At 73.5% G+C, this 16,208-nt stretch carries 16 protein-coding genes and 1 pseudogene; 8 read left to right on the top strand and 9 right to left on the bottom strand.

What is annotated here, in order from left to right; all coding sequences use genetic code 11:
- Positions 1 to 13: 13 nt before the first annotated feature.
- Positions 14 to 2,131 (top strand): FUSC family protein, encoded by a 2,118-nt coding sequence (locus B042_RS0118145; RefSeq protein WP_028649515.1) that lies wholly within the window; start codon positions 14 to 16, stop codon positions 2,129 to 2,131.
- Between the two features lie 15 nt (positions 2,132 to 2,146).
- Here the strand turns inward: B042_RS0118145 and B042_RS0118140 are convergent, their stop codons facing one another.
- A complete protein-coding gene (locus B042_RS0118140; RefSeq protein WP_028649514.1) occupies positions 2,147 to 2,800 on the bottom strand; it encodes a cyclase family protein in 654 nt (217 codons plus the stop codon).
- 226 nt (positions 2,801 to 3,026) lie between these two features.
- On the opposite strand from B042_RS0118140, the gene B042_RS0118135 reads away from it, so the two are divergent.
- The 3 genes from B042_RS0118135 to B042_RS0118125 all read left to right on the top strand — a co-directional run bounded on the left by B042_RS0118135 (position 3,027) and on the right by B042_RS0118125 (position 8,285).
- Entirely contained in the window at positions 3,027 to 3,713 is a 687-nt protein-coding gene (locus tag B042_RS0118135) for a 1-acyl-sn-glycerol-3-phosphate acyltransferase (protein ID WP_028649513.1), read from the top strand.
- Positions 3,714 to 4,041: 328 nt separating this feature from the next.
- Positions 4,042 to 5,388 (top strand): FAD-dependent oxidoreductase, encoded by a 1,347-nt coding sequence (locus tag B042_RS0118130; RefSeq protein WP_028649512.1) that lies wholly within the window; start codon positions 4,042 to 4,044, stop codon positions 5,386 to 5,388.
- A 383-nt stretch (positions 5,389 to 5,771) separates the two neighbouring features.
- Entirely contained in the window at positions 5,772 to 8,285 is a 2,514-nt protein-coding gene (locus tag B042_RS0118125; protein WP_028649511.1) for a penicillin-binding transpeptidase domain-containing protein, read from the top strand.
- A 56-nt stretch (positions 8,286 to 8,341) separates the two neighbouring features.
- On the opposite strand, the gene B042_RS0118120 is transcribed toward B042_RS0118125, so the two are convergent.
- From B042_RS0118120 to B042_RS0118100, 5 genes are all read right to left on the bottom strand, one after another.
- A complete protein-coding gene (locus B042_RS0118120) occupies positions 8,342 to 8,653 on the bottom strand; it encodes a DUF3040 domain-containing protein (RefSeq protein WP_028649510.1) in 312 nt (103 codons plus the stop codon).
- Between the two features lie 174 nt (positions 8,654 to 8,827).
- Positions 8,828 to 9,904: a sulfate/molybdate ABC transporter ATP-binding protein gene (locus B042_RS0118115; RefSeq protein WP_028649509.1), complete on the bottom strand. Its 1,077-nt coding sequence runs from the start codon at positions 9,902 to 9,904 to the stop codon at positions 8,828 to 8,830.
- The gene (locus B042_RS0118110; protein WP_028649508.1) at positions 9,901 to 10,719 is read right to left on the bottom strand and encodes an ABC transporter permease; all 819 of its coding nucleotides are present in this window, start codon (positions 10,717 to 10,719) and stop codon (positions 9,901 to 9,903) included. Before B042_RS0118110 ends, B042_RS0118115 begins: the two co-directional genes overlap by 4 nt.
- A complete protein-coding gene (modA, locus tag B042_RS0118105) occupies positions 10,716 to 11,513 on the bottom strand; it encodes a molybdate ABC transporter substrate-binding protein (protein ID WP_028649507.1) in 798 nt (265 codons plus the stop codon). The genes B042_RS0118110 and modA overlap by 4 nt, the downstream gene beginning before the upstream one ends.
- On the bottom strand, positions 11,506 to 11,907 hold the full coding sequence (locus B042_RS0118100) for a molybdopterin-binding protein (RefSeq protein ID WP_028649506.1): 402 nt from the start codon (positions 11,905 to 11,907) through the stop codon (positions 11,506 to 11,508). Before B042_RS0118100 ends, modA begins: the two co-directional genes overlap by 8 nt.
- A 219-nt stretch (positions 11,908 to 12,126) precedes the next feature.
- On the opposite strand from B042_RS0118100, the gene B042_RS0118095 reads away from it, so the two are divergent.
- Positions 12,127 to 12,834 (top strand): nuclear transport factor 2 family protein, encoded by a 708-nt coding sequence (locus B042_RS0118095; RefSeq protein ID WP_028649505.1) that lies wholly within the window; start codon positions 12,127 to 12,129, stop codon positions 12,832 to 12,834.
- 11 nt (positions 12,835 to 12,845) lie between these two features.
- Here the strand turns inward: B042_RS0118095 and B042_RS0118090 are convergent, their stop codons facing one another.
- Positions 12,846 to 13,748, bottom strand: a complete 903-nt coding sequence (locus B042_RS0118090) for a trans-aconitate 2-methyltransferase (protein ID WP_028649504.1) — start codon at positions 13,746 to 13,748, stop codon at positions 12,846 to 12,848.
- A 134-nt stretch (positions 13,749 to 13,882) separates the two neighbouring features.
- Here B042_RS0118090 and B042_RS0118085 point away from each other — a divergent pair, with 134 nt between their 5' ends.
- The 3 genes from B042_RS0118085 to B042_RS0118075 all read left to right on the top strand — a co-directional run bounded on the left by B042_RS0118085 (position 13,883) and on the right by B042_RS0118075 (position 15,419).
- The gene (locus B042_RS0118085; protein WP_028649503.1) at positions 13,883 to 14,497 is read left to right on the top strand and encodes an XRE family transcriptional regulator; all 615 of its coding nucleotides are present in this window, start codon (positions 13,883 to 13,885) and stop codon (positions 14,495 to 14,497) included.
- A 73-nt stretch (positions 14,498 to 14,570) separates the two neighbouring features.
- A complete protein-coding gene (locus tag B042_RS0118080) occupies positions 14,571 to 15,077 on the top strand; it encodes a pyridoxamine 5'-phosphate oxidase family protein (RefSeq protein WP_028649502.1) in 507 nt (168 codons plus the stop codon).
- Positions 15,078 to 15,209: 132 nt separating this feature from the next.
- On the top strand, positions 15,210 to 15,419 hold the full coding sequence (locus B042_RS0118075) for a hypothetical protein (protein ID WP_028649501.1): 210 nt from the start codon (positions 15,210 to 15,212) through the stop codon (positions 15,417 to 15,419).
- Here the strand turns inward: B042_RS0118075 and B042_RS25320 are convergent.
- Together B042_RS25320 and B042_RS26900 are read right to left on the bottom strand one after the other, a co-directional pair.
- Positions 15,373 to 15,954, bottom strand: coding sequence for a VOC family protein (locus B042_RS25320; RefSeq protein WP_255342360.1), 582 nt, complete (start codon positions 15,952 to 15,954; stop codon positions 15,373 to 15,375). The two genes, B042_RS0118075 and B042_RS25320, sit on opposite strands and share 47 nt — an antisense overlap.
- A gap of 137 nt (positions 15,955 to 16,091) precedes the next feature.
- Positions 16,092 to 16,181, bottom strand: a pseudogene (locus B042_RS26900) (VOC family protein); the annotation flags it as partial.
- Positions 16,182 to 16,208: the final 27 nt, after the last annotated feature.

Here is a 16,208-nt window from a genome sequence, read left to right as displayed (position 1 = left end):
CCTTTTGTCTAGGATGGGGTCCGTGCGAGATCTGGGAACGACGGGCGACACGGGCCCCCTGCCGACGGACTCAGCGGCGGACCGGGGCCCCAGGCGGGCGGAGGTGGCGGCCCGGCCCAGGCCCGCACTCGACCTGCGCGCGCTCTTCGGTATGGAGCACGGTCCGTGGGCGTGGACGACCGCAGTGCAGGCCACCGTCGCCATGGCGGCCTCCTTCGGCCTGGCGGCGTGGCTGTTCGGCCCGCACATCGGCACCCTCGCCGCCCTGGGCTCCATGACCGTCCTGTACGAGAAGAAGACCCCCTACGTCTACCGGTCCGCCGCCCTGGCCGTCGTGGGCCTGGGGTTCGTCGCCTCCGTCGCCCTGGGTTCCCTGGCCTCGGCACTGTCGGTGTGGGCGGCAGCCGCCGCGATCGGCCTGATCGCGGGGGTGTCGACCTGGCTGTGCGCGGCCTGGCGGGTGGACCGCCCCGGCGCGCTGTTCTTCGTCATGGTCGGTGCGATCTCCACGATCGCGCCCGGCGGAGTGTCCGACGTCCCCCAGCACGCGGCCGTGGCCGCCTTGGGCGCGGCCGTCGGCTGGGCGGTGTCCATGTCCGGTGCGCCCTTCCGTGCCCGCCGTCCGGAGTACCGGGCGGTGGCCGCCGCCTTCCGGCAACTGGCCGCCCTCCTGCGCGCCGTGGGCACCCCCGACCTCGACCACGCCCAGCACCGGGCCTCGGTGGCGGTCGCCGACGCCTGGCGCACCGTCCTGCTCGCCCAGACCCGTGGCTACCGTTCCACCACCCACGCGGCACGGCTGCGCTCCCTGCTGCGCTGGGTCTCCGACATCCACCTGGCCGTCACCCAGGTGGGCATGGTGCGCACCGAACCGCTGCCCGGCGAGGCGGCCGGCTTCGCCGACCGGATGGCGGCGGCGGTCGCCGAGCCCGACCGGGCGCCGGAGGCCTCGGACCTGGACGACCTCCGCCAGGGGATGCGCCCCCGCGCCCTGGAGGCACGGGTCTACGGCCTGCTGGCCCGGGCCGCCACCGCGGCGCACAGACCGGACCGCGACGAGGAGGACGAGCGGGCCCGCGCCTTGGAGGACCAGCGCTATCCGGCCCTGTGGGACTCCCTGCGCTCCAGCCTGGGCACGGAGTCGCTGATCCGGCCCACGGCTCTGCGCATGGGGATCACGGTGACCCTGGCGGGCGCGTTCGGCCTGTGGATCGGCCTGGACCGCTCCTACTGGATCGCGATCACCGCCACCGCCGTGCTCCAGGGCGGCAACGTCGTCGTGACCACGAAGCGGTCGGTGCAGCGGTCGGTGGGGACCATGCTGGGGGTGGCCGTGGGCGCGCTGGTGCTCTGGTTCGATCCGCCGGTGTCGGCGGTCGTGGTCCTGGCTGCGGCGTTCATGGGACTGAGCCAGCTGGTCATGGGCCGCAGCTTCCTCTACGGGTCGGTGCTGGTCACGCCGATGGCGCTGCTGCTGTCGCACACGGCCGCGCCCGACCCGATCACGGCGCTGGCGGGGTCGCGCGTACTCGACACCGTCGTCGGATCGCTCTTCGGCCTGGCGGGCTCGCTGCTGCTGTGGCGCCGGGCCTCGACCGCCCGGCTGCCGCAGGCGATCACCGATGCCCTGGACACCGCCCGCCAGTGCGTGGTTTCGGTGCTGGACCCGGAGGTGCCTCTGGGGCCCGAGCACCGATACCAGCTCCGCCGCGACATGCGCGCCAGCCTGGTCAACCTGCGCGGTGTCTACGAGAGCGCTGTGGGCGACGTACCGCGCGCGGCCACCACGCAGCCGCTGTGGCCGGTGGTCGTGGCCACCCAGCGCGCCGGGTACCTCGCGCTGTCCGCGTTGGCGGTGGAACGCGCCGAACCGGTGGGCACCATCACCCTGCAGCGGGTGGATCTGGCCTTCGGTGAGCTGATCGCCTCGATGCGGGAGCGGCGCACGCCGCGGATGGGCGCGCTGCCGCGCCTGGCCGCCTACCCGCGGATCAACATGGAGCTGCGGGCGCTGTCCAACGCCATGGCGGGGGCCGTCGCCCAGGACGAGCACGCCGCCCGGCAGGAGGCCGAGCGGCGCGCTCTGCGGGAGGAGCACCGCGCGCGCGGGGACGTGGACGCCGACCTTTGAGGGCGGGTGCGGCGCTCAGCCCAGGAGGGCGAAGGCCCGCACCGGGAAGGCGGCCATCCCCCGCACCTTGACCGGGACGGCGAAGAAGGAGAACCCCCCGCCGGGGAGCCGGTCGAGCAGGCACAGGTGGGAGACGACCGGGACCCCGGCGGCGAGCAGGACGCCCAGTGCCGGGCGCGCGCCCTCGGTGGCGGGCGAGGTGTCGTCCACTCCGACGCTGTCGATGCCGACCAGGGCGGCTCCGGCGTCCACCAGGGCCTTGGCCGCGTCCTCGGTCAGGTGGGGGTGGCCGGTGTCGCCGTAGGCGTCGGTGCGCCAGTGCCGGTCCCAGCCCGTGCGCAGGAGGACGGCGCGGCCCCGCAGGTCGAGTCCTTCGAAGGACTCCGGACCGATCCGGTGCGCCGCGACGGCGTCGACCACCGTTCCGGGCAGGCCCGCGATACGCTCCAGGCCGAGGTCGGCCAGGTCGGCCCCGTCCCGGTAGCGGTGCGAGGGGGTCTGTACGTAGGTCCCGGTGGTCCCGGCCATGGTGACGCGGCCGCTGCCGGGTTCGTGGCCGACGGCCGCCAACGGCCCGGATCTGCCCTCCTCGACCACCGGTACCGGCAGTCCGGGGCACGTGGTCATCCCGTCGGTGATCTGGTGGCTGACGTCGACCAGTTTCGCCATGACTCCTCCGCGCCTCACGCATCCGTCCGGGGAGACCCCCGCACCGCGCGAAGGTCTAGACCACGAGCCTAACCCGTGTGACCCACATCACGACAGTAGTACGAATCAGACAATCCACAAGGATCGCCGAACAGCCCGCGCCAGCGGCTCGATAAGGTCGGAAGCGGACGGCGGGCCCCGCCTCCCCCACGAGCGCCGACGAGAGAACCGGAAGGGCGACGCCATCGTGTCACTGTACGGAGCGGCCAAGGTCGTCATCGCCCCCACGGCACGGCTGGCGTGGCCCCAGCGGGTGGAGGGCGTGCACCACGTCCCCAGGCTGGGGCCGGTGATCCTGGCCGCCAACCACCTGGCGCTGATCGACCCGCTCTTCATCGGCGTCGCCTGCCCCCGCCCCGTGCGCTTCATCGCCAAGCAGGAGCTCTTCGACGAGGGCACTCTGCCCCGGCGCCTCTTCACCCGCGCGCTGCGCGGCATCGGCCAGCTCTCGGTGGACCGCCGCCCCGGCCAGAGCGCGCAGGAGGCCATGGACAGCAGCCTGGAGGTCCTGCGCGAGGGCGAGGTCTTCGGCATCTTCCCCGAGGGCACCCGCTCGCCCGACGGGCGCCTGTACAAGGGCCAGACCGGCCTGGCCTGGCTCGCGCTGACCACGGGCGCCCCGGTCGTACCGGTGGCCCTGGCCGGCACGGACCGGATCCTGCCCCCAGGCCGCAGAGTGCCCTCCTTCAACCGGGTGGGTGTGCGCTTCGGCGAGCCCGTGGACCTGTCCGCGTGGGAGGGCCAGGCGCACAGGGCGCGGCCCCGCAGGGAGGCCACGGACACGATCATGGCCGCCATCGCCAAGCTCTCCGGCCAGGAGCAGGTGCCCCGGTTCGCCTCGTCGGTCAAGGCCGAGCTGCCCCGGGGCCGCTGAAGCGCGCCCACCGACCGGAATCACTCGTCACCAGGGGTGATCTTCCCCACAGCCAAGGTCGGACTTAAGTGCTCTTGGCGGTGCGTTGAACCCCGTCGAGGGCCGCTTCGAAGCGACCCCGCAGGGCCGGCGCGACCGCCGTCGACCGGCCACGCCACCGGAACGGCCGCTCCGGACCCGCCTCGGACTCCCAGAGCCGCGAGGGGAATTGTCTACCACTATAGTGGGTTTTCCCGGTGCCATCACCGGTTAGATTAGGTAAGCCTTGCCAATGGCGTCCGACCCTGGCGCGAAGACTTGGAGCTGTGCGATGACGCGACCACTGCGAGTGGGAATCGTGGGTGCGGGGCCTGCGGGGATTTATGCCGCGGACCTGCTCACCAAGGACGAGACCCTGTCCGCGTGCGGCACGTCCGTCAGCATCGACATCCTCGACAAGCTGCCCTCCCCCTACGGACTGGTGCGCTACGGCGTCGCCCCGGACCACCCCCGGATCAAGCAGATCCAGGGGGCGCTGCACAAGATCCTCGACAAACCCGAGGTCACCTTCTACGGCAACGTCGAGTACGGCGTCGACCTCAAGCTCGAGGACCTGCGCCGCCACTACGACGCGGTGATCTTCGCGACCGGCAGCGACCGGGACCGCCCGCTGGACATCCCCGGCGCCGACCTGCCCGGCAGCCACGGCGCCGCCGACTTCGTCTTCTGGTACGACTCCCACCCCGACGTCAGCCCGTCCTGGCACGTGGAGGGGACCAGCGTCGCCGTCATCGGCGCGGGCAACGTCGCCGTCGACGTCGCCCGGATCCTGGCCAAGGACGCCGACGACCTCCTTCAGACCGACATCACCGACAACGTCTACGAGGGTCTGCGCGCCAAGCGGATCACCGACGTGCACGTCTTCGCCCGCCGCGGCATCGCCCAGTGCAAGGCCACCCCGATGGAGCTGCGCGAACTGGACAAGCAGCCCGGCGTCGAGGTCATCGTCTACCCCGAGGACTTCGAGATGGACGAGGGCAGCGTTCAGGCCTGCGAGGCCTCCAACCAGGTCAAGACCAACGTCAAGATCCTCCAGAACTGGGCGATCCGCGACCGCCGCGGGGAGGAGCACCGCCTACACCTGCACTTCCTGCACCGCCCGGTGGAGATCACCGGCCAGGACCGGGTGAGCGGGCTGCGCACCGAGCGCATGGAACTGACCGGCGACGGCAGTGTCCGGGGCACCGGCGAGTACGTCGACCACGAGGTCCACGCCGTCTACCGCGCCATCGGCTACCTGGGCTCGCCCCTGGTCGGGCTGCCCTTCGACGATGAGCGCGGCGTGGTCCCCAACGCCGAGGGCCGCGTCCTGGACCTGGACGAGAACCCGATCGACGGCGTGTACGCCACCGGCTGGATCAAGCGCGGTCCGGTCGGCCTGATCGGCCACACCAAGGGCGACGCGCTGGAGACCGTCACCCACCTGGTGGCCGACCGCGACTCCCTCACCCCGGCCACCGAGCCCGACCCCGTCGCCTTCAGGGCCCTCCTGGAGGAGCGCGGTGTGCAGTACACCACCTGGGACGGCTGGCAGCGGATCGAGGCCCGCGAGGAGGAACTGGGTGCCGAGCGCGGGCGCAAGCGCCTGAAGCTGCGCACCCGCGAGGAACAGACCAGCATCGCACGCCAGGAGTAAGTCCGGCGTGTGATCTCCCCCGGCCGGTCCCGCGCCCCTCTGCGGGACCGGCCGCTCTCTTCCCCGAACCGGGTATCCCGTACCGTGACATTGCACATGTGTGTCGCCACCGGCCGCGGGAACAACGGCGCGGCCGGATGGGTTAGAGTCACTGTTGGTCGGTGTGGTAGCAAGTGTCCCCCGGGCCTCAACCATTGCCTTCGCGGAATACCGCGTACGGCGTCCGCCCCACGGGGCGGGTGACCGTGCGGACAGGAGCCCCGTTGTGCCCAGCGCCGAGAGGCGACCGCCACGCCGACCCTCAGCCTGGTGCCCCGCTCCCGCCCCGCGGCGGGAGCGGGGCATTCTGGTATCCCCAGCAGACGTAGCGAAGGATTCAAGGCGTGGACGAACGGTCCCCCCGGCAGCCGGACTCCTCCAGGCCGCCCGAAGACACCGCCGACACACCGACCCCGCCGGGGCGCCCCGGGAACCCCTACCGCATTCCGCAGCGGCCGGCTCCGGCCGCGGGTCCCACCGGCTTCGAGTACCCACGTGCCGACGCGCCCCCGCCCGCCGCGCCTCCTTTCCCACCTCACCCGGTCCACGGCGGCCGGGACGACGACGGAACCGCCGCCTCCGGGTGGGGCTCGGTCCCGCCCGGAGGCGGAACCTCCGGAGGGCATCCGGGTGAGGAGCCGCCGGCCCCGGCCCGGCCGGACGCCCCCGGGCCCACCGGCGGCACCCCCGCACACGGACGGCACCCCGGTGCCCCCGACGGGGGCGCGGTCGTGCTCGGTGGGAGCCCCGCACCGGGCGTCCCCCACGACGGGGCCGCCGCCCACGGATGGCCGACAGACCCCGCCGACGGCACCCCCGTCCCCTACCACCCCGGCCTCAGCGACACCTCCGCGCCGGGCTGGCACCCCGGCCTCAGCGACACCTCCGCGCCGGGCTGGCACCCCGGCCTCAGCGACACCTCCGCGCCGGGCTGGCACCCCGGCGGCTCCGACGAGGGCCCGGCCGCCCGCACCTGGTCGGCGGTTCCCGCGGACGGGGGCGGTCAAGACGTACCCGCCTACCAGGGCGGCGTCGCGGGCACCGGACCGCACGCCCCGCTCCCGGGCTCCGGTCCGCAGCCGTCCGCGGCGGCCCCCGAACGCCCCGCGGACGACTTCGACTTCCTCTACGGCGGCGGACCCTCCGGACCACAGGATCCCGGGGAGCCCTTCGACACCGGTCAGGCCCCATCCAAGAGACGCAGGTCGCGCCGCGGACTGCTGATCGGCGTCATCGCCGGAACCGCCGCTCTCGCCCTGGTCGGCGGTGGCGTGTCCTGGTTCGTACTGACACGGCCCCAGCCCGAGGAGACCCTCAACGCCTACGCGGCAGCGTGGGAGGAGCGCGATTACGCGGGCCTGGCCGCCGTGACCACCGGAGGCGACCCCACCGCGGTCCTCGGGGGGATCGATGCGGGCCTGGGGCTGGAGGAGGTCCGGGTCGAAATCGGCGCAGTCACCGTCGACGGCTCGGCGGGCAGTGCGCCCTACGAGGTCACCGTGTCCATGCAGGGCTCCGGCGACTGGGGTTGGGAAGGCGAACTCCCGCTGGTGCGCCAGGACGGCGCGTGGCTGGTGGACTTCTCCCCCGGCGTCGCCTATCCCGGTCTCGGCGAGGGCCAGGTCCTGGCGCGCACCGCGGTCTGGGGCGAGCGGGGCAGCATTCTCACCGCGGACGGCACCCCCGTGGAGGGCCCGGACGTCTCCGGCACCCTGGCGATGATCGCCGGATCCCTCGGTGAGGCCACCGAGGAGGACGTTGAACGGCTCGGACCGGCCTACGGAGTCGGCGACACCATCGGCGTCTCCGGGCTCCAGCGCACCTACGAGGAGCGTCTCGCCGGAGAGGCCGCCACCACCATCCTGATGGTCGACGCCGAGCAGGCCGAGGACCCCGACTCCCTGGAGGCCACCGAGGAGAACACGGTGGCGACCCTGGACGGGGCCGATGGCCAGGACGTCGTGACCAGCTTCGACACAGCGGTACAGAACGCGGCGGCCAACGCCGTCATCGGCTCCGACGACCCCGTCGGCATGGTCGCGGTCCGCGCCTCCACCGGGGAGATCCTCGCCGCGGCGAACGTTCCGGGCGGGTTCAACCGGGCCTTCGAGGGCCAGTACCCGCCGGGCTCCTCCCTCAAGATCATCAGCTACGTCTCACTGCTGGACCAGGGGCTGACCGCGGACGCCACCGTCGAGTGCCCCAAGGAGTACGACCCGGGCGGCTGGCCCTTCGTCAACGCGGGCGGGGGCGAGTACGGCACCCAGACGGTGACCGAGGCGTTCGCGACCTCCTGCAACACCGCCCTGGTGGCCGAGGTGACCCAGCGGCTGTCACCGCAGGCGCTCACGGCCACCGCGGAGCAGTTCGGGATGAACGCGCCGCTCGACATCGGCGTTCCCACCTTCGAACCCAGTTTCCCCTCCCCCGAGGGCTCCGTCATGCTGGGCGCGCAGAGCATCGGCCAAGGCCACGTGCTCACCTCGCCCCTGCACATGGCGACGGTGCCCGCGGCGATCGCCGACGGGTCCTGGCGCCACCCGGTCCTGGTCACCGAACCCGCGTCAGAGGGCCTGCCGGAGCCGACCGCGCTCCCCAGCGCCGCTGCCCTGCGGCCGATGATGCGCGCGGTGGTCACCGGGGGGACCGCGCAGGAGGCCGGGTTCCAGGGCGAGGTGTACGGCAAGACCGGCAGTGCCGAGTTCGGCACGCCCGAGGGCGAGGACGACGAACTGCCCACGCACGCGTGGATGGTCGGCTACAAGGGCGACATCGCCTTCGCCATCGTCGTCGAGGGCGGCGGTGGCGGTGGTTCGGTGGCCGGTCCGCTGGCAGCGGCGTTCACGAACGCGCTCTGACCGTGCGCACGCGGGGCCGGCCCCGCGCCGGGTCGGCCCCGCGTACGCACGGCGGTTCAGGGGCCCGTCGCCGGCTGGGCTCCCTCTGGTACCGGGTCGACGGACTCGTTGGTCTGCGTCGCGGGCGTCTGCGGGTCCGGAGGCGGACTCGGGGTGAGCACGAAGAGCAGGACCAGCAGACCGGTCGTGGCGAGCGCGATGAGCGCGCACGCCACCCACGGTTTCCAGCCGCTGAGCCCGGCCTCGGCCGGGGCGTCGGGGTCGCCGGTACCGAAGGCCTCCAGGCGACCGGCGAGATCCGGGTCCTCCGCGCTGAGCTGTCGCTCGATCTCCGCGAGGATTCTCCGCTCATGCTCTCTCAGGGACATGGCACCCTCCTCAGCCGCCGGGGGAAGGACTGTCATCACCGGGTGTTGTACAGTGTCCCCCGCGTCGGGGTGAGATATCCGTATTTCGCCGTTTTTCCTCGGCCGGATCCCGGCATGCCCCTCCCAGCCCGGCCCCTCTCCGGAGAGATCCCCCTCCTCAGGGCCGTACGCCGCTCAGACCGGATAGCACTCGACCTCGGCGGCCTTCACACCGGCCCAGACCGCCGTGCCCCGGGCCAGGCCCAGGTCCGCCAGGGCGGCGGGGCTGATGTCGGCCGCGAGCGGAGCCGGCCCCGACAGCCTCACCCGCACCTGGTCGCCGAACCGCTCGACCCCCTCCACAGTGAGCCGCCACATGTTGCGCGGACTGCCGTGCGGGCGCTCGGAGTACAGCGCGACGGCCCGGGGCGGGAACGCGACGAGCACCTCGCCCGTGCACGGCTCGTGCACACGCACCAGGACCGGCTGCGCGCCCTTCGGCCCGCCCACGGTCACCGTGGTGCCCTCGGCGCTGCCCCGGAACAGGTTCAGGCCCACCAAACGCGCGACATAGGCGGTCCGCGGACGCCGTGCCACCTCCGCGGGGGTGCCCTGCTGCACCACCCGGCCCGACTCGACCACCGCGAGCCGGTCGGCCAGGACCATGGCGTCCAGCGGGTCGTGGGTGACCAGGACCCCCGCACCCGCGAAGCCCTCCAGGAGGCGGCCGAGCCGCACACGGACATCGACACGGGTTCCGGCGTCCAGGGCGGCCATCGGCTCGTCCAGCAGCAGCAGCCGGGGGCGCACCGCCAGAGCTCGGGCGAGCGCTACCCGCTGGGCCTGCCCGCCCGAGAGCCGGTCTGGGCGCAGGCGCGCGCAGGCCCCCAGTTCCATGGTCTCCAGGAGTTCGGCGGCGCGGCGCCGCGCCGCCGCCTTGGGCACCCCCTGGCAGCGCGGCCCGAACGCGACGTTGTCCAAGGCGCTCATGTGGCGGAAGAGCAGGTAGTCCTGGAAGACCATGCCGACGGGGCGGTGCTCGACCGGGGTGGTGGTCCGGTCACGGCCGTCGATGCGCACGTGCCCGCCCCCCAGCGGGAGCAGTCCGGCCAGGGCGCGCAGGGCCGAGGACTTGCCCGCCCCGTTGGGGCCGAGCAGTGCCAGGACCTCGCCCGGAGCGACCTCTAGGCCGACGTCGAGGGAGAAGTCGCCGCGGGTGAGCCGCAGCCGGGCGTCGAGCACCGGCCCACCGGTCGGCTGCCTCGTGTTCAAGCCCACCTCCCGCGCAGTCCGACCAGGACGGCCAGGGAGACGAGGAGCAGGATGAGGCTGAGGACCACGGCGGCCTCCGGGTCGCGCTGCAGGGCCATGTAGACGGCCAGGGGCATGGTCTGGGTGGTTCCGGGGAAGTTCCCCGCGAAGGTGATGGTGGCCCCGAACTCGCCCAGGGCGCGGGCCCAGCACAGGGCCGCGCCCGCGCCGATGCCCGGCAGGACCGCGGGCAGGGTGATCCGGGCGAAGACGGTGGTGCGGTCGGCCCCCAGGGTGGCGGCGGCCTCCTCGTAGCGGCGGTCGGCGCCGCGCAGTGCGCCCTCCACGCTCACCACCAGGAACGGCATCGCCACGAACACCTGCGCGATGACGACGGCGGCCGTGGTGAAGGGCAGGGTCAGCCCGAACCAGGCGTCGAGGTGGCGGCCGATCAGGCCGTTGCGGCCCAGGGACAGGAGCAGGGCCACACCGCCGACCACGGGCGGGATGACCAGGGGGACGGTGACCAGGGCGCGCAGCAGGCGGCGGCCGGGGAACCCGGTCCGGGCCAGCAGCCAGGCCAGCGGCACACCCAGGAGCAGGGAGAGGGCCGTGGCGGCGGTCGCCGTGGACAGCGACAGCCACAGGGCGGACAGCACCTCCGGTTCGGTCAGGCGCGCACCCATCGTGGTCCAGGGGGCACGCAGCAGCAGACCGGCCAGGGGCAGGGCCAGGAAAGCGATGCCGACCAGTGCGGGGAGCAGGAGGATCCAGGGCGGGCGGCCCCGCCGGGCGCGCAGCCCGCGGCGGGCGGGGGGAGCGGACTCGCCGGTCACGGCGTGCCGAACCCGGCGTCGGTGAGCACGCCGGAACCGGTCTCGGAGAGCAGCAGGTCGACCCAGTCGGCGGCCAGGTCCGGGGTGTCGGTGCCGGCGAGCACCGCGACGGGGTAGTCGTTGCCCGCCGCGGCGGACCCGGGGAAGCCGATGCCCTCGACCGCGCCCCCGGCCGCGGCAATGTCGGTGGCGTAGACGAGTCCGGCGTCGACCTCGCCCAGTGCGACCTTGGTCAGGACGGCGCGGACGTCCTCCTCCAGGGTGACCGGGGTGATCTCGACTCCGGCCGCGTCGGTGGCGGCGGCGGTGGCGGCACCGCAGGGGACCTCGGGCGCGCACAGGGCGGTGGCCACCGACGCGTCGGCCAGAGAAGCCAGGTCCGCCACCTCGGCGGGGTTGCCGGGGGGTACGGCGATACGCAGGGTGTTGGTGGCGAAGACCGCACCCGCCGCGCCGTGCTCGGCCGCCCACGCGGGTTCCAGTCCGGCACCGTCGGCGACCAGGGCCATGGTGTCGGTGTCGGCGGAGGCGAACACGTCGGCGGGGGCGCCGGAGTTGATCTGGGCGGCCAGGGCACTGCTGCCCGCGAAGGCCAGTTCGACCTCCGTTCCGGGGTTGCGGGTCTCGAACTCCCCGGCGAGGGCGGTGAAGACGTCGGTGAGGGAGGCGGCGGCCAGGACGGTGAGGGTCCCCTCCGCCCTTGGGTCCTGGCCGGCGGAGCAGGCGGTCAGGGCCAGGAGTGCGGCGGCGAGGAGCGCCGTGCGGCGCGGGGGGCGGGGGCGGGGCTCAGGCATGGCGGTCTCCGGCGGTCTCGACGACGACGCTGGTGGACTTCACGACCGCGGTGGCCAGGGCCCCCACCCGCAGGCCGAGTTCGTCGGCGGCCTCGCGGCTCATGAGGGAGACCACCCGGTGGGGGCCGGCCTGGATCTCCACGCACGCCATCACGCCGTCGCGTTCGACGCTGGTGACCAGGCCTCGGAAGCGGTTGCGCGCGGAGGAGGACGTACGGGCGGGGTCGTCCTCGGGGGCGGCGCGCAGGTACCGGGCGAGTTCGGCGCCGTCGAGCGTGCGGTGGCCCGACGCGTCGCGGGCGGCGGCGAGGCGGCCGGAGTCCGCCATGCGACGGACCGTGTCGGCGCTGACGCCGAGGATCGCCGCCGCCTCGCTGATCTGATAGGTCGGCATGACGGAAACGTATCACTGGAATGTGCGAGACGCAGAAGCACGAATGCCTCGCTTGAGCCAAATATATTAACGCTCAGGCGTCGCTACTGAGAATCCGCCATCGGCGGGTGGCCGCGACATGACCCGTTCTTGGGCGAACCGGTACCCGCCACAGGCGCACGCTGGGTAGTGGGGCCACCCGTTCAGGAGGCGGCCCGAACCCGACGAGGGAGGCCTGCCATGTCCGCCCGTCAGAGCTTCTTCGACGCAGACACGCTCAAGCGCGCCGTGGCGTCCGGTGACGCGGACACGCTGGTGGCGCAGTTCTCCGATGACGCCGAGATGGAGATGATCGACCAGCGCACCCCGCCCAGTGCCCCGACCGTGCTGCGCGGCCGCGAGGCCATCGAGCAGACCATGCGGGAGCTGTTCTCCAGGGACATGACGCACGAGGTGCTCCAGTGCGTCGTGCAGGGGGACCACGCCGCCTACACCGAGCGCTGCTCCTACCCGGACGGCAACAAGGTCATGAGCATGACGATGCTGGACCTGCGGGACGGGCGCATCGTCCACCAGTCGACCGTGCAGGCCTGGGACGAGGGGCACCCGGCCCGCCCCGAGGCCGGTGACTTCTCGGCCCCGGCCGACAGCCAGGAGATGGAGCTGGCCCGCCTCGACACCGTCAGTGTCGGCGGGATGAACGTCATCCGCATGACCCTCGAACCGGGCTGGCGGTGGTCCAAGCACATGAAGGAGCGCGTGGGCACCGACCTGTGCATGATGGACCACTGCGCGTTCATCGAGTCCGGCACGCTGCGCTGCCGGATGGACGACGGCACCGAGATCACGTTCGGGGCGGGGCAGGTGGCGTGTGTGCCGCCCGCCCACGACGGGTGGGTCGTGGGCGACCAGGCCGTGGTCCTCATCGACTGGAAGGCCGGCAACTGACCCGCGGCCCCTCAGTCTCGGCGGGCCGCGTGCACGGTGGTCGCCGAGAGCAGGAAGGCGTCCGCGCGCCGCAGGATCCCGGAGGGGTCGTCGGGGTCGGCCAGCCGCTTGAGCGTCGCACGGTCACCCTCGTCGAGGCGGTCGTCGAACACCTCGGCGAACCTGCTGAGACGCGTGTGCAGGTACGCGCGGGCCTCGTCCCCCAGCGGTGCCTGGTACTCGGTGAGGAAGGTCCGCGACCCGGCCGGGGCCAGTCCGGTGCGGGCGAGCATCGCGGGCCAGTCCTCCACCACCGGCACCGACCCGGGCAGGTCGGCGCGCATGTCCGCGAAGAGCTCCTCGTGCAGGGCGTCCAGCCGGGCCTGGAGCCCGGGACGGCCGATGCCGATGTCGCGCGGCAGGCAGCGCAGGGACAGCCCGCGTTCGGCGACCGCGAGCAGCCCGCCGGGGCGCAGCACGGCGGCGAGCCCGTCCAGCGCCGCCTGCTGGTCCCCGACATGGTGGACCGCGTGGCTCGTCCACACCAGGTCCGCCTCACCGAGCTTGCCCAGGTCCTCGGGCAGCTCGGCCCTGAGAGTCCCCACCCGCCCGGCGAGGGCCTGGTCGGCGGCACGGGCGCGGACGCGCTCCAGCAGCGCCGGGGACTGGTCCACGGCGACCGCCTCCGCGGAGGGGAAGCGCCGGGCCAGCAGGCACGTGACCACGCCGGGGCCGCTGCCCACGTCGAGCAGACGACGCACCCGTGCCCCGTCCGCGCCCAGCAGCCCGTCCATCCAGTCGGCAGCGGCCTCCAGGTAGGGGCGGTGCAGCCGGGCCTCAAGCTCCAGATGGGCGCTCATGGCGTCCCAGTCGGCACCGCCGTGGTGCTGATGCTCGTGTGCGCCGTGGTCGTGGTGGTGCTCTGGTGCGCTCATGCGGGCCTGCCCTGATCGTGGGAACGCCCCGGCCGGGGCGATGGGGCACCACTGTGCGCACGGCCCGCGCAGGGAGGCAATCATCGTTGCCGGACCGGCAAGTCCCCTTGCCAGAGTCGGCCCCGGAGGGTGGGATGGGCCGCGTGTCCAGCGAACCGAGTATCGACAGCGCCCTGTCAGGGGTGGGGCCCCGGTTGCGGAGGGCCCGTACCGAGCGCGGCCTCACCCTCGCCGCGCTGTCGGAGGCCACCGGCATCTCCACCAGCACCCTGTCCCGCCTGGAGTCCGGTCGGCGCCGCCCCACCCTCGAACTCCTGCTCCCCATCTCCCAGGCCCACCAGGTGCCCCTGGACGAACTGGTCGGCGCCCCCGAGGTCGGCGACCCCCGGGTCCGGCTCACCCCGGTCCACGCGCACGGCGGCACGGCGATCGCGCTGACCCGCTCCCCCGGATCGCCCAGGGCCTACAAGATGGTCCTGCCCCCGCTGCGGAGCACACCGGATCCGCGCACCCACGAGGGCTACGAGTGGTTCTACGTGCTCTCCGGCCGGGTGCGCCTGGTACTGGCCGACCACGACCTGGTCCTGGGGCCCGGCGAGGTCGCCGAGTTCGACACCCGGCTCCCCCACTGGTTCGGTGCCGCCGGTGGGGAGCCCGCGGAGATCCTCAGCCTCTTCGGCCCCCAGGGCGAGCGCCTCCACGTGCGGGCACGGCCCAAACGGCGCGCCCCCGCCGAACCCGGGCGCTGACGGTGCCGCCCTCTGTCACCACCGACGGTTAGTGTGACCGTGCACGCACGAGCGATGACACGAGGAGCGCGACATGCACCAGAGCCCACGGGTCGAGCCCCTGACCGATGCCGAACCCGGTTCCTGGGACCGGGTCCTGCCCCTGCTGGAGGCGGAGCCCGGAACGTCCTGGCTGACGGTGACGGGCAAGGACGGGCCGCCGCACACCCGGCCGCTGCTGGTGGTGTGGGCCTCGGGCCGGCCCTGCTTCGCCTCGGGCGAGGACACCGCCAAGGCGCGGCTGCTGTCGGTGTCCCCCCAGGCGAGCCTGGCCTTCCAGGCGGCCGGGCTGGACGTGGTGGTCGAGGGGACCGTCCAGCGGGTGAAGGAGCACGGGCGCGTCCGGCGCGTCGCCGACGCCTACGCGAAGGCCTACGGGTGGGCCCCGCAGGCCGAGGGCGCCCTCCTCACTGGCGCGGAGGGCGCCCCGACCGCCGGGCCGCCGCCGTACGCGGTGTACACCGTCGTGCCTACGACGGTGTACGCCTTCCCCTCCGACGAGGCCCCGTGCGGACCCACGCGCTGGCGTTTCGATCCGTGAGGGCTGTGTTCGCGACCACGCTATGTGCGTTACCGTCCTGGTGAGGAACCCACCGGGTTGGGTAGATACTCGGCGATTCCTACCCCCGTGGGCCGTCGAAAGGGTCGGCCCACTTCCCCCAGGAGGCACCAAGTGCGCACCAGTATCGTCCTCTCCGTCCTCGTCGTGCTGTGGCTGGTCATCGGTATCTTCGCCGCCTTCCAGCGCGGGTACTTCAGCGCGGAGGAAACCAATTGTTCGTCCCTGGGCAGCACCGTGGTGACCATCTTCGTCGGACCTCTCAACTACTTCGGAGTCAACCCGACCGTCGAGTGCCCGCCGGTCCCCCAGCCCTCGGAGTGACCCCGCCTCCGGCCGCCTCGGACCGCCCGGAGCGGCCGGAGCGCTGACCCCCGCCGCGTCCACGGATGCGCCGGGAACCCGAGCCCGGGCCTGTCGGCGGACCCGGGCACACGGTCGTGCACAGCGCCTGACCGGCCCCGCGAACCGAGGACGAGCCGACCGCGCGGCCCCTCCAGAACCGCTTCCGGCACAGGCTCGGCACCGACGCCGACCACCAGCGGCGCGAGGATCCGCTCGGTCCCGGACGGGTCGGGGTGCTCGGCACGCAGGGACACCGGTTCCAGGGAGGGCAGGCCGCCCAGTCCGGGCTGGGGCGTGTCCCCCAGCCGACGAGGAAGGGCACGGGGTCGGGGCGGATGCCCTCGGTCTTGGCCAGCCGCCAGCGCAGCACCGTCCAGTCGGGTCTGGCCCGGGACCAGGGCTCGACGTCACCGGGGTCGTGTCCGGCGGCCCGCGCACGCTCCACCGCCACGTCCAGGTCGTCTGCGCGCACGGCGAAGGCGGCCGGCTCCTCCGGGGTGTCCAGGCCGAACACGCGGACCGGACCGGGGTCGCCGCGTTCGGGGTCGGGGCCGACGACCTCCAGGTAGTGGGGGCGCGGCGGTGGTCCACCGTGAGCGCGACCAGGGCGTTGGCGCTGCCGACGGGGTGGCGTCCGCCCGGGGCGGGGACCACACCGGTGCGTTCGCCGAACGCGGCCGTGCCCGCGGCCAGGTCGGGAACGGCGTACACGAGATGGTCGAGGCTGCGGGGGAAGTCCATGGCGATCCTTCCTTGCTTCCTCGTCGC

Source organism: Nocardiopsis sp. CNT312, from assembly GCF_000515115.1.
In the GTDB taxonomy this organism is placed as follows: Bacteria; Actinomycetota; Actinomycetes; order Streptosporangiales; family Streptosporangiaceae; genus Nocardiopsis.
The sequence above is the reverse complement of the archived record's forward strand: the minus strand, read 5'-3'. Positions and strand labels throughout refer to the sequence as shown.